Genomic DNA, 14,816 nt, shown 5'->3' with positions numbered 1-14,816 from the left:
TGCAATCGGATCCATTTAAATCCCCCTATCCTCTACCAATTTCTAATGCTTTCATAAGCATGTTTTTAGTTGCATTTAATGTCGTTACATTCGCTTCATATGAACGAGTTGCACTCATCATGTCGACCATTTCTTTTAAAGGATCGACATTAGGAAGTTGTACATAGCCTTCATCGTTAGCATCTGGATGATCTGGCTGATACACTAACTTAAACGGTGTTTCATCTTCAACAATTCTGCTCACTTTAACCCCGTTACCTGGGTGGTCACTTCTCCCCATCGCTTTCGATAAATGAGATGAAAAACGATTTTCATTTGGCTGCATTTCAACCATTTTTCGCCTGTAAGGTTCCCATTCACCATCGACCATACGACCTCTTGTCGTATCTACATTCGCCATATTAGAAGATACAACATCCATCCTTAGCCGTTGTGCAGTAAGTGCTGACGCTGTCGTATTAAAACCGTGAAAAATCGTCATAATTATCTACCTCCTCCAACAACGGTTCTAATGTTATTGAACCTGCCATTTAAACGATCAATTAATGCATTATAATAAATTTGATTTTTGGCCATTTCCGCCATTTCGTGTTCAATATCCACATTATTACCGTTATGGTTAAACATCGTATTTTTGCGATCAACAACTACTTCAGCGCCCGAACTCTCTTTTCCGCCAAAATGAAAGTGTCTAGCATCTGTCCGGTGAGCATTTAGATGTTGGTTATTAATCGCATTATTCAATTGATGTTCAAATACTGTTTTTTTTGCTTTGTAATTAGGAGTGTCCACGTTAGCTATATTTTGAGATATTGTTTTTTGACGCATTGAAGATGCATTTAAAGATTGTTCTAAAAGTTGTTGACTTGGATTAGAAAAAATCTTCATAATAACCCCCCTAAAAAATACACTACTATTCGTATTGTATAATAACTGTTCTACGTATGTCTAACGTTGTTTAAATTTGTCACTTTTTGATTATAAAGTCCTAAAAAAATCTATGAATAAAGAATTATTGCATTTCAACGAATAGCCTATTCACTTCGTTTATTATACATTTTATATATATAATAATTAAGCAAAAGTATTTTCCATTTCTAGATAAAATAGCTTCGTAACAGGTTTGTAACATTTTTTTCGAATAATGTTCACAAAATCATCTATGTTCGTTCAACCTAACATTCCCATGCAAACCGACTCCTTTTAGAATGTAAAATACAGTGGACATTCATTCTAAACCTTCATGACGCTCGCAATCACCATCTAATATGAAAGGTCGGGCGGGTGTCCTAACCAACTAGCCACTAACCAACAACCCAACTTTCATAAAAAAAGAGCTGACATCGTTCAGTTTAAGGAATTCAGATGCTCCTAGTACATAGGAGAGACCCTCAAAAACCTTATACTTAGATGCCTAGCCCTATTTTAATCTAAATAAGTGTCGATCATTTAATTTGACTTTAACTTTTCTAACTCAACTAAAAACTTATCATTTAATACTTTAATATACGTCCCTTTCATTCCTAAAGAGCGCGATTCAATAACACCTGCACTTTCTAGCTTACGTAATGCATTTACAATTACAGAACGAGTAATCCCAACTCTATCAGCAATTTTTGATGCTACTAATAACCCTTCGTTTCCATCTAACTCTTGGAAAATGTGTTCAACAGCTTCTAATTCACTGTATGAAAGTGAACCGATCGCCATTTGTACAACCGCTTTACTTCTTGCTTCTTGTTCAATTTCAACGGTTTTCTCATGAAGGATTTCCATCCCAACAACAGTTGCACCGTATTCAGCTAACATTAAGTCATCATTATCAAATGAGTCAGTTAATCTAGCAAGAATTAAAGTTCCAATTCTGTTTCCTCCCCCATTAATTGGAACAATTGTAGTTAACCCTTTACTGAAAAGGTCTTTATTCTCAACTGGGAAGGCAGTAAATTCGCTTTCAACATCTAAGTTAGACGATGTTTCTGTAATTTTAAACAAGTTCGCCGTATATTCTTCCGGAAATTGACGATCTTCTAACATTTTTTTCATTCTTTCATTTTCAATCTCTTGTTTAATCGAAAAGCCTAATAACTTTCCTCGTCTACTAAGAATAAAGATGTTTGCTTCGATAACATCACGAAGAGTTTCAGCCATATCTTTAAAGTTTACTGGCTGACCAGCTGTTTTTTGTAGCATTTCATTAATTTTTCTCGTTTTTGTTAATAAATCCATTTCAATATCCTCCTAATGTGTATTAACACTATAAAATGTATTGGCTTAAATCTCGATTTTTGGCGATTGTTGCTAACTTTTCTTCTACGTATGTAGGAGTGATAACAATTTCTTCTAAGTTGATATCAGGAGCCTCAAAAGATAAATCTTCTAAAAGCCTTTCCAAAATCGTATGAAGTCTTCTAGCTCCAATGTTCTCTGTGTCTTGATTTACCTCTGTCGCAATTTTTGCTATTCTTTGAATAGCATCGTCAGAAAAGACAACTTGTATACCTTCTGTAGCAAGTAATGCTTGATATTGTTTAATTAAAGCGTTATTAGGCTCAACTAATATTTTCACAAAATCGTCAACCGTTAAGTTAGTTAGCTCAACACGGATTGGGAAGCGCCCTTGCAATTCAGGAATTAAGTCCGATGGTTTCGCTAGATGAAACGCTCCTGCGGCAATGAACAACATATGATCTGTTCGAACAGATCCATATTTAGTAACCACCGTCGAACCTTCGACAATCGGCAAAATATCTCTTTGTACACCTTCTCTAGAAACATCCGCGGTTGATTGTTGGCTTTTACCAGCTACTTTATCAATTTCATCTATAAATATAATCCCCAATTGTTCAGCTCGCAAAACCGCTTCTTGAGTTACTTCATCCATATCGATAAGTTTTTGCGCTTCATCATCCGTTAAAACTTTACGAGCCTCTCTTACCGTTAATTTCCGCTTTTTCTTCTTTTTTGGAACCATATTTCCAAGCATTTCTTGCATATTCATGCCCATTTGTTCCATTCCAGAGCCTTGAAACATATCTAAAAAGCCACTTGCTTGCTCTTCAACTTCTACTGTTACGTAATGGTCTTCAAGTTCTCCTAGCGCTAGCTGGTGTTCCAATCTTCTTCTTCTTGCCTGAATATCTTCTTCTTCGTTACTTTCTTCTTGCTCTGGTTGAGGTTGATTTTGTCCACCAAAAATCATTTCAAACGGATTTTTATAAGAGCTTTCCTTCTTTTTGGAAGGAACAAGTAGTTCAACAATGCGCTTATTAGCATTTTCTTCAGCTTTTCCCTTTACCTGTTTCATTCGATCCTCTTTCACGAGACGAATCGAAGTTTCAACAAGGTCGCGAACCATAGATTCTACATCCCTACCAACATATCCAACTTCTGTAAACTTTGTTGCCTCCACTTTAACAAACGGCGCACCAACTAGTTTAGCAAGTCTTCGGGCAATTTCGGTTTTCCCTACCCCTGTTGGTCCAATCATTAAAATATTTTTTGGTGTTACTTCATCACGTAGTTTCTCTTCTAATTGCGCGCGACGATAACGATTACGAAGTGCAATAGCAACAGAACGTTTAGCTTTATCTTGCCCAATAATAAATTGATCCAATTTTTCTACAATTTGTCGAGGTGTTAAATGATTTTCCATTCGATCGCTCCCTCTATAATGTTGAATATTGAGTTTTGAGTTGAGTTGAGTTAAGCTATGAAGCGCACTTAACCACCTTTCAAAATTCTAAAGTTGTTCTAAAACTATATTATTGTTCGTATATACGCAAATTTCTGCAGCAGTTTTTAGTGAAGCCATTGCAATTTCTTGCGCTTCAAGATGTGAGGCATATTTTTTAAGTGCTCGCCCAGCAGATAAAGCGTAATTACCGCCTGAGCCAATCGCTAAAATACCATCATCTGGTTCAATAACCTCTCCTGTTCCGCTCACGAGATATAGATTTTCAGCATTTGCAACAATTAACATAGCTTCAAGGCGACGAAGTACTTTATCACTACGCCACTCTTTCGCTAATTCCACAGCGGCTCTTTGCAAATTTCCGTTATACTCTTCTAACTTCGCTTCGAATTTTTCAAATAACGTAAAGGCGTCAGCAACCGAACCAGCAAAACCAGCTAAAACTTTTCCGTTATATAGTTTACGAACTTTTCTAGCCGTATGTTTCATCACAACTGCATTCCCAAATGTAACTTGACCATCTCCACTCATCGCACACTTCCCGTTATGGTGGATCGCAAATATCGTCGTAGCATGAAAAGAATGTTCCAAAATATCCCTCCTAAATAGAAAAGTAAACGCACCTCGGTTATCTTAAAACTAACAATGCAACCGTTTCCTTTATCGTTCTAAAAAATACACCCACTCACTAAAAGTCATATTTAATGAACATGAAACAGCAGCGTAACTTAATATGCTATGCTGCTTCATGAAAGATGAGAAAGGTTTAATATTTTTATGATATTCGGTTTGGAATAGTCCTTACCTATTTAAAAATAAACGTTTTTTCATTGCATATCATCTACTACAGTGTGTCCTCACCTCACAAGAGCCATTAAATCATACCACAATTCCACCCTATTTGCAAGAAAGTTTACAAACTCTTCACAAAATTCTGAATTGTATCTAATGCCCTTGTTGCTAATTGTTCATAGCGCTCTTTTTTATTTTTAATACGCGGTTCAATAGGAGGTAATAAACCGAAATTCGCATTCATCGGCTGAAAGTTCTTTTGGTTAGCAGTTGTAATATAACTAGCCATACTCCCTAGGATTGTTTCTTCAGGAAATACCAATAACTCCTTACCTTGTACTAATCTAGCTGCATTTAATCCAGCGACCAGCCCAGCAGCCGCAGATTCAACATATCCTTCGACCCCAGTGATTTGTCCAGCAAAAAAGAGGTCACTACATTCTTTATATTGATATGTAGGCATTAAAAGTTTCGGCGAGTTAATAAATGTATTACGATGCATAACCCCATAGCGAACAACTTCTGCCTGTTCTAGTCCAGGAATTAATTGTAAAACTTCCTTTTGTGGTCCCCATTTTAAATGCGTTTGAAACCCTACAATATTATAGAGGGTTCCAGATTGATTATCTTGGCGAAGTTGAACGACCGCATACGGTCGCTTTCCCGTTTTAGGGTCTTCTAACCCGACCGGCTTCATAGGACCGAACAAAAGAGTTTTCTTGCCTCTTCTAGCCAATACTTCTATAGGCATACACCCTTCAAAAAAGATTTCTTTTTCAAATTCTTTTAAAGGAACTGTTTCTGCACTAATTAAAGCATTGTAAAAACGGTCAAACTCCTCTTCGTTCATCGGGCAATTTAAATACGCCGCTTCACCTTTATCATAACGCGATTTTAAATATACCTTCTCTTTATCAATACTTTCCACATCTATAATAGGAGCAGCAGCATCATAAAAATATAAATATTCTTCACTTGTAAGCTTTTTTAACTTATTTGAAAGCTTTTCGGAAGTAAGAGGGCCTGAAGCAATCACAGTAGGCCCTTCTGGAATTTCATCGACTTCCTCATTGATTACTTCTACAAGTGGGTGTTTTTTTACTCTGTTAGTAACAAGTTCCGCAAATTCATGACGGTCAACAGCTAAAGCACCGCCCGCTGGAACCGCACAATCATCCGCTGAGCTGATAATTACTGACTGCAGATATCTCATCTCTTCTTTTAATACACCTACTGCATTCGATAAAGTATTAGACCTTAAGGAATTACTACAAACGAGCTCTGCGAATTTATCGGTATGGTGTGCTGGCGTTTGTTTTACTGGTCTCATTTCATACAGTTTAACCTGTATACCTTGATTCGCAATTTGCCAGGCTGCTTCACTGCCAGCTAAACCAGCTCCGATAACATTCACCTTAATTTCTGTCATTTATATTCCTCCAATTAAGAAAAGCGTCACAAAGAAGAAACGCATTAATTCGTTTCTTCTTCGTAATCACATTTTGTACATTGAACATGTACACCTTTTTTCGTCTTCTTTTCAACTAACATTTCGTTACATTTAGGACACGGTCTCGCAATCGGCTTATCCCAAGAAATGAACTCACACTTAGGGTAATTATCACAGCCGAAAAACGTCCTGCGTTTTTTACTCTTTCTTTCAACGATATTCCCATCGTCACAACTCGGACATTTCACACCTATTTCTTTGACGATCGCCTTTGTGTTGCGACAATTCGGAAAGTTAGAGCATGCCATAAATTTTCCATATCTCCCCATTTTATAAACCATTTCATGGCCGCACTGCTCACAGTCTTCTCCAGCAGGTTCATCCTTGATTTCGACTTCCTTCATTTCTTCTTCTGCTATTTTAAGGTTTTTCTCAAAATCATGGTAAAAATGATCAATAACCTTTACCCAATTCGTTTGTCCTTCTTCAATCGAATCGAGGTCACTTTCCATTTTCGCCGTAAATTCGACGTTCAAAATTTCTGGGAAAAATTCATTAATTAACTCTAATACAATTTCCCCTAACTCAGTAGGAATAAACCTTTTATCTTCTAATGCCACATAACCTCTACGCTGAATTGTATCAAGCGTTGGCGCAAAAGTGGATGGTCGACCAATCCCTAAATCTTCTAGCGTCTTCACGAGTCTCGCCTCCGTATATCGCGGCGGTGGCTGTGTAAAGTGCTGATTTGGCTCTATCTCTTCTTTTGAAATTGTCATTCCTTCCTCAAGGTTTGGTAATAAGCGATTTTCTTCCTTTTTACCATCATCATTTCCCTCGATATACACTTTCATAAAGCCTGGGAACTTAATTTTTGAACCTGTTGCTCGAAAAATAACACCTTGATTATTTATATCTACACTCATTGTGTCTAAAACAGCTGGTGCCATTTGACTTGCAACTAAACGCTCCCAAATTAATTTATATAAACGAAGCTGATCTCTACTTAAAAAACTTTTAATCGTTTTAGGGTCTTTAAATACAGCTGTAGGTCGAATTGCTTCATGAGCATCTTGTGCTTTCTTATCCTTTTTTACTTGCCTTTTATCTTTCGGTAAATATTCCTTGCCGTAATTCTCCACTATATATTCAGCTGTTTCTTTTTCAGCTGTCTCAGAAACTCGTGTGGAGTCTGTTCTCATATATGTAATTAAACCTACTGTTCCTTCTTTTTTACCAAGGTCAATGCCTTCATAAAGTTGCTGAGCGATCATCATTGTTTTTTTCGCTCTGAAATTTAACTTCCTCGCTGCTTCTTGCTGAAGTGAAGATGTCGTAAAAGGTAGGACTGGATTACGTTTGCGTTCTTTCTTTTTAACACTCTCGACAACAAAAGTATCGTTAAGCTTCTTTAAAACTTCATTAACTTCTGTTTCTGATTTCAATTCCGTTTTTTTGTTATTTAAACCATGAAATTTTGCTTCAAAGCTTTCAACACCAGTTTTAAATGTAGCTGAGATCGACCAATACTCTTCTGGAACAAACGATTGGACTTCTTTCTCACGGTCGATAATCATTTTTACTGCCACCGATTGAACTCTTCCAGCGCTTAGTCCTTTTTTTACTTTCTTCCATAATAGTGGACTTATATTATATCCAACTAAACGGTCTAAAACACGACGTGCTTGTTGGGCATCAACTAAATCCATATTGATCGGTCTAGGTGTTTTGAATGCATCTTTAATGGCTTGCTTTGTTATTTCGTTGAATACTACTCGACAGTTTGAATTTTCATCAATTTTTAAACTGTGCGCTAAGTGCCAAGCAATTGCTTCTCCTTCACGGTCGGGGTCAGCTGCTAAGTAAATTTTCTTTACTTTTTTTGCGGCTGCTTTTAATTCTTTCAGAATCGGCCCTTTCCCACGGATTGTAATATATTTAGGAACATAATTATTTTCAATATCAACACCCATTTGACTTTTCGGCAAATCAATGACGTGCCCCATCGACGCTTTAACTATATATTTCTTTCCTAAATACTTCCCAATTGTTTTTGCTTTAGCGGGAGATTCAACGATTACTAAGTAATCTGCCATATTTTGTTTCCTCCCCCTTTAGAGGTATATTAAATCTTCCCTATTATTAACCACTATTTTGCTATTTGTCAAACCAAATTATGAATACCTTTTCAATTTTCTTTTAAAAAACGAATAAAAAATCGCTTTAAACGGGACTTTTCGTTATTTACAAAAAAATTTTAATCATTTTAATTTTTTAACGCATTTAAAGTATATTATACTCGTTTATAGTTCATTTAAAACATCATTACTACATTTTGTCAACTTTGCCCCTTGTTGTATTAACCAATGATTTCCCTCGGTTCGTTCATCTAATATCGATCCTGGGACTGCAAAAACTTCTCTCCCTTGTTGAAGAGCTAAGTCAGCAGTAATTAAAGAACCACTTCTTTTTCTAGCTTCTATGACGATCGTTCCTTTTGACAACCCACTAATAATTCGGTTTCGCATTGGAAAGTTCCACTTTTGTGGTTTTTGATTTGGGGGATATTCTGAAATTAAGAGATGTTCCTTTGAAATAAAATGCGCTAATTTTTGGTGACAACGAGGATAAATATAATTAAACCCTGATGCTAGTACTGCAATTGTGTTTCGATGGTTGTTTAAGGCTACCATATGGGCCTGTGCATCAATGCCGACCGCCAAGCCACTGACAATCAACCACCCAGATTCGACTAATGGTGTGACAACTTTATTCAAACTTAATATTCCGTTACGTGATGGGCTTCTTGTGCCAACAACACTTATTTTATTTTCAAATGATAAATGCGATAAATTTCCTTTGCAGTATAGTACCCACGGCGGATCATAAATTTCTTTTAATAGGAGAGGATAGGTTTTATCAAAGATAGTAACTACATGAATGCCTAACTGAGGATATTTAGCGATATTTGCGGAAATAGATTTACAATGTAAGCCATGATAAATATTTACGATTTGATCATTTGATAAAGTGAACTTTTCCCTAAGCTCATCTTTTGAAAGTACAAAGACATTCTTTAATGTCGGATCAAATTCGAAAAATTTTTTTATCGTTAACCATGTAACGCCCCTACAAGCATGAATGCGAATCAACCTTTCTCTAACATTAATAACAATCACCCTCTATTTAATTTTTTAAAAAGAGGGTGACCCAAAAGTGTCTGACACAACAAGTAAACTACTTTATATAGACAAAAAGGCTTTGAAGTATGTCTATATGTAGGTGTGAAACGGTGTCTGACACTTGTTTTGGGTCACCCTATAATCGCTTAAACTTTATGAGTAATACATTTTTCTAATAAGTTGTTCTCTTTTAATGATGCTACTAATGTTTCACCCATAACCGCAGGAGTTTCAGCTACCTTTACGCCACAACTCTCTAAAGTTTTAATCTTTTCAGCAGCAGTTCCTTTACCACCAGAAATAATAGCTCCGGCATGCCCCATTCTTTTTCCTGGAGGTGCTGTTTGTCCACCGATAAAGCCTACTACCGGCTTCGTCATGTTCGCTTTAATCCATTCAGCCGCTTCTTCTTCTGCTGTACCGCCGATTTCTCCAATCATAATAACAGCATACGTATCTTCATCTTCATTAAATTCTTTTAAAACATCGATAAAGTTCGTACCGTTAACTGGATCACCACCAATACCTACAGCAGTTGATTGACCAATTCCACGTGTAGATAACTGATGTACTGCTTCATAAGTCAATGTCCCTGAACGTGACACAACTCCAACATGACCTTTCTTATGGATGTATCCAGGCATAATTCCAATTTTACATTCATCAGGAGTAATAACTCCTGGGCAGTTCGGTCCTACTAATCGAGTTTTCTTTCCTTCCATATAACGCTTAACTTTCACCATATCTAAAACTGGAATTCCTTCTGTTATACAAATCACTAAATCCAACTCAGAATCTACTGCCTCCATAATTGCATCGGCAGCAAACGGTGGTGGAACATAAACAACAGAAGCATTTGCCCCAGTCGCTTTTACTGCATCTTCAACCGTATTAAAAACCGGAATCCCTTCTATTTCAGTACCACCTTTACCAGGGGTAACACCACCTACAATGTTTGTTCCGTATTCAATTGCCTGTTGTGTATGGAACAGACCTGTCGCACCGGTAATTCCTTGCACAATTACTTTTGTATCTTTATTAATTAGGATACTCATGTTTCTCTCCCACCTTTCTATTTAACTAGAGATACGATCTTTTCTGCTCCATCAGCCATTGAATCAGCAGAAGTAATATTTAATCCAGATTCATCTAAAATTTTCTTTCCTAATTCTACGTTCGTTCCTTCTAAACGTACAACAAGTGGTAAGCTTAAACCTACTTGTTTCGTTGCTTCAACAACACCTTCAGCAATAATGTCACATTTCATAATTCCACCAAAAATATTAACGAAAATCCCTTTAACATTTTCGTCTGAAAGAATGATTTTAAAGGCTTCCGTTACTTTTTCAGCTGTAGCTCCGCCCCCTACATCTAAGAAGTTAGCAGGGTCACCGCTATAATGCTTAATGATATCCATCGTTGACATCGCAAGGCCGGCGCCATTAACCATACAACCAATATTACCATCTAAAGAAATATAGCTTAAGTCATATTTAGAAGCTTCAATTTCTTTTTGATCTTCTTCATCTAGATCTCGGAATTCAATAATATCTTTTTGGCGATAAAGAGCATTTGAATCAAAATTAAACTTTGCATCTAATGCCATAACACGCCCGTCACCAGTTGTAACAAGAGGGTTAATTTCAGCAATTGAGCAATCTTTGTCAACAAAAACAGTATAAAGTCCCATCATGAACTTCACAGCTTGTCCAACTAGTTCTTTAGGAATGTTTATATTAAATGCTAGTCTTCTCGCTTGGAAGCCTTGTAACCCTACTACCGGGTCAACAATTTCTTTAAAAATCTTTTCAGGAGTCTGTTCTGCTACTTCTTCAATTTCAGTACCGCCTTCTTCAGACGCCATCATTACTATTCTTGAAGTCGCTCGATCTAAAACTAGACCTATGTAATATTCCTTTTTAATATCACAACCTTCTTCAATAAGTAAGCGCTTAACTTCTTTACCTTCAGGGCCTGTTTGATGAGTAACTAACGTCTTTCCTAAGATTTCGCTAGCATATGTACGGACCTCTTCTAAGTTCTTTGCTACTTTAACTCCACCTGCTTTTCCTCGTCCACCTGCATGGATTTGGGCTTTTACTACATTTACACTAGAACCTAATTCTTTAGCTGCCTCAACGGCTTCGTCAACTGTAAATGCAACTTTCCCGTTCGGTACGCTCACACCGTACTTTCTCAGGATCTCTTTACCTTGATACTCGTGGATATTCATCGTCCATCCTCCTATCAATTGCAATTCAGAATAAAATACTATTACTCTATCGACCGAACGCTCATTTGGCAAGAATTCGGCAACAAAGCGATTGAATAATCTAAAAATTTATAACAATAAAGTTTTAAGACTACTCACAACTACTAATATACGACGTATAGTTTTAAAAATCCTCTTTTTTTTCAAAAAAAGTTACGATTTTTTTTGAAAAAAGTATTGATTTTTATTTTTTATAAAAATTTCATACATAACCCCCATTGCGGTTGTTTGTCATATTTAGCATCAAAAAGTAAAAAGGCGAATGATTTCCTTCACTTCGCCGTGACCTTCTATCGAATCTCAGACGCTCGTTCACGAAATCATCCGCCTTTTTTTCATACGAAACCCTCATGATGGCAATCCCGTTACCAAAACTGTTGACCTCACACCATAAATAACACCTTCGAGATTACTCCATGCTACTTTGCGACGAAGAAGCATGCTCTGAAACGTTACTGCACACTGACTTCAATAACATCATGAAATACCTCTTGTAGAAATCTTCATGAAGGTTTGTGACGAGTAACCGAAGGAGCATCTTCTTCTAAACATGTAAAGGTCATGTTTTTCCTGTCCAACTAACAAACTAACCAACAAACCAACTTACCAACTTACCAACTTACCAACAAAAAAGGCTACCTTATAGTAAAGTATCAGTTACCATCAGAAAACCAAATAAAGCAGAAATATATTTCAAACTATATTTAGTACTAATTAGTTGTACTTTCACCATCAAGGAAGCCCTTATTAAAAGTTTTAGGTTTAGCTATTTATTTCTTCGTTGATCCCTTTTTATATTTCCATAGCTAACATTAATCGTCGGGTGCATAAATATGTGATATGGATGTTCCTTTTTAGAACTAACTTCTTCACAATTGCCATTTTCAAAAAAGTCCAACTGTTCTAACGGTGAGTTTTCTTCCTCTGCCCAATGATCGCCAGACATAATCGCAGGGTCTGTATCAACACTCCAATTATCTAGAGGAGTTTTTGGATTCGGATCGAAGTTTCTTTTCTTTTTCATCACGATCACCACCCTTTTTAAGATTTTTTTTCTTTCCAATCAATGTACTTAATTCCCTATCTACCGTTGGGCGATGAACCCCAAATTCTTCAGCTATTTCTTCCCGGGAAAAATGATGTTGTAAATAGTGTTGTAAATGATTCATTTCCATAAAAAAGAACACCTCTTTTCGTAAAATGCTGACTGTAGGCAAAAGTACCTTTAAACAACAATCATTTTATTAATGATAGTTTACCCAAAGGTTCTATTTTTACGATAAGAGATGTTACCTTTATTAAATTAAGGCTGTTTCATAAAGATTGTTGCTTTTTGATCCGACTTAAAAAGCAAATAACAACCATCATATTAAAAAAGAGCCTAATGTAAGACAATTCAAAAAGAACATTGTTTAGGTTGACAGGCTGTTTTTACTTTTAGATTCAATTTCCAACGTCTTATTTTTATCAATACGATAAATAAACGCAAAAATTTCTGCTATCACTGCGTATAATTCCTCTGGAATGGCTTCGTTGATTTCAAGTTGACTTAGAAGCTGAACGAGACTAGCGTCTTCTTGGATTGGTATATTATGCTTTAGTGCTTCTTTTAATAACTCATCAGCTACAAAGCCTTTTCCTTTAGCAATAACTTTTGGGGCTGTATCTTCCTCATTGTTATAAGTTAGAGCAACCGCTTGTTTTTTTCCATTTTCTTCATTCATATTCTAATATCCACCCCTTGATAAGAACGATTTGATTGATAAAGATCATTGGAATGGCGAGGTATATTTCGATTTTGGTTATTTGTAGTTCGCACGTTCGGCTGACTCCATTTAACAGAAGAAAGGTGATAATTAAGATCAAATAATGCATTCTTTAAAGTAGGTCGCAAAGCATTTATAAGCGTCCCTGGCTTTTCATGCTCATTAATAACGTGTAGTGATACAATCCGATTTTGAATTTGTACATCAACAATCGTTTCCTTTAAATGATGTAGGTTAATATAAAATAGAATTCTACAATGGTTCGGGTCTAGTTTGCCACGTTCATTTTTTCTTCCTTGCCACTGGATCGTTAAATCGGTTGGTGTTCCTAATAATCTTAAAGGTACCATTACAGCATAATTAGTGATCGGACCTTCTTGATTACTTAAAAGTAGCTGTTGTCCAGTAATACGATGTAGGATCGATTCAACTTTTTGAGAAAGCGAGCTTGGTAAATCAAGTTTATGAGCTTCTATTAGAGACGACTTTAATTGTAAAAGTAATTTCTCGCTACTATTATTTTGTTGCTGAAAAAAATTTGATACATCACGTTCATATTGATAACCAACTAACTTTATAATTGAGGTTAGTTGCTTCAATAATGTATTGTCATTGTTGTATGAGAATTCATGGTCTTTTGAAAAAAAACTTAACAACGGTTGTAAATTCTGTTTTGCTCCCGTACCTAAAACTACACTACTAAATAAACGGTTAATTTTGCCTTGATTTATCAATGATATAATTTCTTCTTTCGATATTGTCGGCCAAAGAGTTCTAAGTTGTTTTTCATTAGCCACCGTTACCATTTCTTTAAGTTGAGCTAATAGTTGCTGAGAGGATGTATTATTTTTAATTACGCCTAACTTTACTAGTTCGTTTTGCCAATACTTTGATTTTGGTGATTGATCCCCCTCGGATAAAAACGAATTTAACGCCTCTACGACATAAGGCCGATCTAAATTTATAGTTGCTTCACTTCTTATTTTATGAACCATATCATAAAGTTGTTGCAAAGCAGGTTGTTTAGCACTTTCCCTTTGCAACACCCCGTAAATCTCTTCAAGCTGAATTGATAACCCCTTTCCATCGATAACACTTTGCATGGCCAAGAAGGTATTTGGAGTAATCGGTAAATTCCTTTCAATAAGGGCTTGTACGGTTGAAAAGCCACGCTCATTTGCCATACCGAGCTCTTTTAACGTTTGCGCTCCATTTTTAACTTGATCCCTAAAGAAAGGAACCTCTTCTTTTGCCAAATGACTGACAAGCATTTCATTAACCTTCGTATTACTCATACCTAACTGGCGTAATGCTTGTTCTCCATTGCCGCTATTGCGATGCTCTCCTTGCATTTCAAGAACTTTTAAAACTGGTATCCCTTCTCCTGGCTGCACTTGGAACCAATAACGCTTCCCAGCCGTTAAAGCAGCTTCTAGCTTAGCAGTAAGGGTTAATCCCCCTAATTGTAGAGAAGCTAATTGCCCTGGATACAACTTTGTAATTTTTCCATTAAATACTTGATCCGGCGTTAAAGAAACTGCTTTATGATGAATTGGGTCTAAACCTTTTAATACCGACTGCACCATATTCGTTTGAAACAAACCATTCACCACCTAGCATTGTTTAATTAGAAAGTAACAGACATCTTAATCAAGTACAT

The 14,816-nt window shown here is 36.3% G+C and carries 14 protein-coding genes; all 14 read right to left on the bottom strand.

Annotation, left to right across the window (positions count from 1 at the left end):
- Nucleotides 1-25: 25 nt before the first annotated feature.
- Nucleotides 26-481 (bottom strand): flagellar basal body rod protein FlgC, encoded by a 456-nt coding sequence (gene flgC / locus BKP35_RS15545; protein ID WP_211274635.1) that lies wholly within the window; start codon nt 479-481, stop codon nt 26-28.
- Between the two features lie 2 nt (nt 482-483).
- The gene (flgB, locus tag BKP35_RS15540; protein WP_071314284.1) at nt 484-888 is read right to left on the bottom strand and encodes a flagellar basal body rod protein FlgB; all 405 of its coding nucleotides are present in this window, start codon (nt 886-888) and stop codon (nt 484-486) included.
- 561 nt (nt 889-1,449) lie between these two features.
- Nucleotides 1,450-2,229, bottom strand: coding sequence for a GTP-sensing pleiotropic transcriptional regulator CodY (gene codY / locus BKP35_RS15535; protein ID WP_071314283.1), 780 nt, complete (start codon nt 2,227-2,229; stop codon nt 1,450-1,452).
- A gap of 28 nt (nt 2,230-2,257) precedes the next feature.
- Nucleotides 2,258-3,655: an HslU--HslV peptidase ATPase subunit gene (hslU, locus tag BKP35_RS15530; RefSeq protein ID WP_071314282.1), complete on the bottom strand. Its 1,398-nt coding sequence runs from the start codon at nt 3,653-3,655 to the stop codon at nt 2,258-2,260.
- 87 nt (nt 3,656-3,742) lie between these two features.
- Nucleotides 3,743-4,285, bottom strand: coding sequence for an ATP-dependent protease subunit HslV (gene hslV, locus BKP35_RS15525; RefSeq protein WP_084031696.1), 543 nt, complete (start codon nt 4,283-4,285; stop codon nt 3,743-3,745).
- A gap of 322 nt (nt 4,286-4,607) precedes the next feature.
- Nucleotides 4,608-5,915, bottom strand: coding sequence for an FADH(2)-oxidizing methylenetetrahydrofolate--tRNA-(uracil(54)-C(5))-methyltransferase TrmFO (gene trmFO, locus BKP35_RS15520; RefSeq protein ID WP_071314281.1), 1,308 nt, complete (start codon nt 5,913-5,915; stop codon nt 4,608-4,610).
- 44 nt (nt 5,916-5,959) lie between these two features.
- Nucleotides 5,960-8,032, bottom strand: coding sequence for a type I DNA topoisomerase (topA, locus tag BKP35_RS15515; protein WP_071314280.1), 2,073 nt, complete (start codon nt 8,030-8,032; stop codon nt 5,960-5,962).
- Between the two features lie 207 nt (nt 8,033-8,239).
- A complete protein-coding gene (dprA, locus tag BKP35_RS15510) occupies nt 8,240-9,112 on the bottom strand; it encodes a DNA-processing protein DprA (RefSeq protein ID WP_071314405.1) in 873 nt (290 codons plus the stop codon).
- Between the two features lie 152 nt (nt 9,113-9,264).
- Complete coding sequence (sucD, locus tag BKP35_RS15505) at nt 9,265-10,173, bottom strand: succinate--CoA ligase subunit alpha (protein WP_071314279.1); 909 nt, start codon at nt 10,171-10,173, stop codon at nt 9,265-9,267.
- Nucleotides 10,174-10,190: 17 nt separating this feature from the next.
- On the bottom strand, nt 10,191-11,351 hold the full coding sequence (gene sucC / locus BKP35_RS15500) for an ADP-forming succinate--CoA ligase subunit beta (RefSeq protein ID WP_071314278.1): 1,161 nt from the start codon (nt 11,349-11,351) through the stop codon (nt 10,191-10,193).
- An 805-nt stretch (nt 11,352-12,156) separates the two neighbouring features.
- Nucleotides 12,157-12,414 carry a DUF3905 domain-containing protein gene (locus BKP35_RS15495; protein WP_071314277.1) on the bottom strand — a complete coding sequence of 86 codons (258 nt, stop codon included), beginning with the start codon at nt 12,412-12,414 and terminating at the stop codon, nt 12,157-12,159.
- Nucleotides 12,365-12,565 carry a helix-turn-helix domain-containing protein gene (locus BKP35_RS15490; protein ID WP_071314276.1) on the bottom strand — a complete coding sequence of 67 codons (201 nt, stop codon included), beginning with the start codon at nt 12,563-12,565 and terminating at the stop codon, nt 12,365-12,367. Before BKP35_RS15490 ends, BKP35_RS15495 begins: the two co-directional genes overlap by 50 nt.
- 237 nt (nt 12,566-12,802) lie before the next feature.
- A complete protein-coding gene (locus BKP35_RS15485; RefSeq protein WP_071314275.1) occupies nt 12,803-13,114 on the bottom strand; it encodes an EscU/YscU/HrcU family type III secretion system export apparatus switch protein in 312 nt (103 codons plus the stop codon).
- Nucleotides 13,111-14,757: a hypothetical protein gene (locus BKP35_RS15480; RefSeq protein ID WP_071314274.1), complete on the bottom strand. Its 1,647-nt coding sequence runs from the start codon at nt 14,755-14,757 to the stop codon at nt 13,111-13,113. Before BKP35_RS15480 ends, BKP35_RS15485 begins: the two co-directional genes overlap by 4 nt.
- Between the last annotated feature and the right edge of the window lie 59 nt (nt 14,758-14,816).

This window comes from Anaerobacillus arseniciselenatis, from assembly GCF_001865995.1.
In the GTDB taxonomy this organism is placed as follows: domain Bacteria; phylum Bacillota; class Bacilli; order Bacillales; family Anaerobacillaceae; genus Anaerobacillus; species Anaerobacillus arseniciselenatis.
The sequence above is the reverse complement of the archived record's forward strand: the minus strand, read 5'-3'. Positions and strand labels throughout refer to the sequence as shown.

Excerpts from the sequence above, each read along its gene's own strand:
- flgC (WP_211274635.1), bottom strand. The coding sequence starts at position 481 with ATGACGATTTTTCACGGTTTTAATACGACAGCGTCAGCACTTACTGCA.
- flgB (WP_071314284.1), bottom strand. The coding sequence starts at position 888 with ATGAAGATTTTTTCTAATCCAAGTCAACAACTTTTAGAACAATCTTTA.
- codY (WP_071314283.1), bottom strand. The coding sequence starts at position 2,229 with ATGGATTTATTAACAAAAACGAGAAAAATTAATGAAATGCTACAAAAA.
- hslU (WP_071314282.1), bottom strand. The coding sequence starts at position 3,655 with ATGGAAAATCATTTAACACCTCGACAAATTGTAGAAAAATTGGATCAA.
- trmFO (WP_071314281.1), bottom strand. The coding sequence starts at position 5,915 with ATGACAGAAATTAAGGTGAATGTTATCGGAGCTGGTTTAGCTGGCAGT.
- topA (WP_071314280.1), bottom strand. The coding sequence starts at position 8,032 with ATGGCAGATTACTTAGTAATCGTTGAATCTCCCGCTAAAGCAAAAACA.
- sucD (WP_071314279.1), bottom strand. The coding sequence starts at position 10,173 with ATGAGTATCCTAATTAATAAAGATACAAAAGTAATTGTGCAAGGAATT.
- sucC (WP_071314278.1), bottom strand. The coding sequence starts at position 11,351 with ATGAATATCCACGAGTATCAAGGTAAAGAGATCCTGAGAAAGTACGGT.
- BKP35_RS15495 (WP_071314277.1), bottom strand. The coding sequence starts at position 12,414 with ATGAAAAAGAAAAGAAACTTCGATCCGAATCCAAAAACTCCTCTAGAT.
- BKP35_RS15490 (WP_071314276.1), bottom strand. The coding sequence starts at position 12,565 with ATGGAAATGAATCATTTACAACACTATTTACAACATCATTTTTCCCGG.
- BKP35_RS15485 (WP_071314275.1), bottom strand. The coding sequence starts at position 13,114 with ATGAATGAAGAAAATGGAAAAAAACAAGCGGTTGCTCTAACTTATAAC.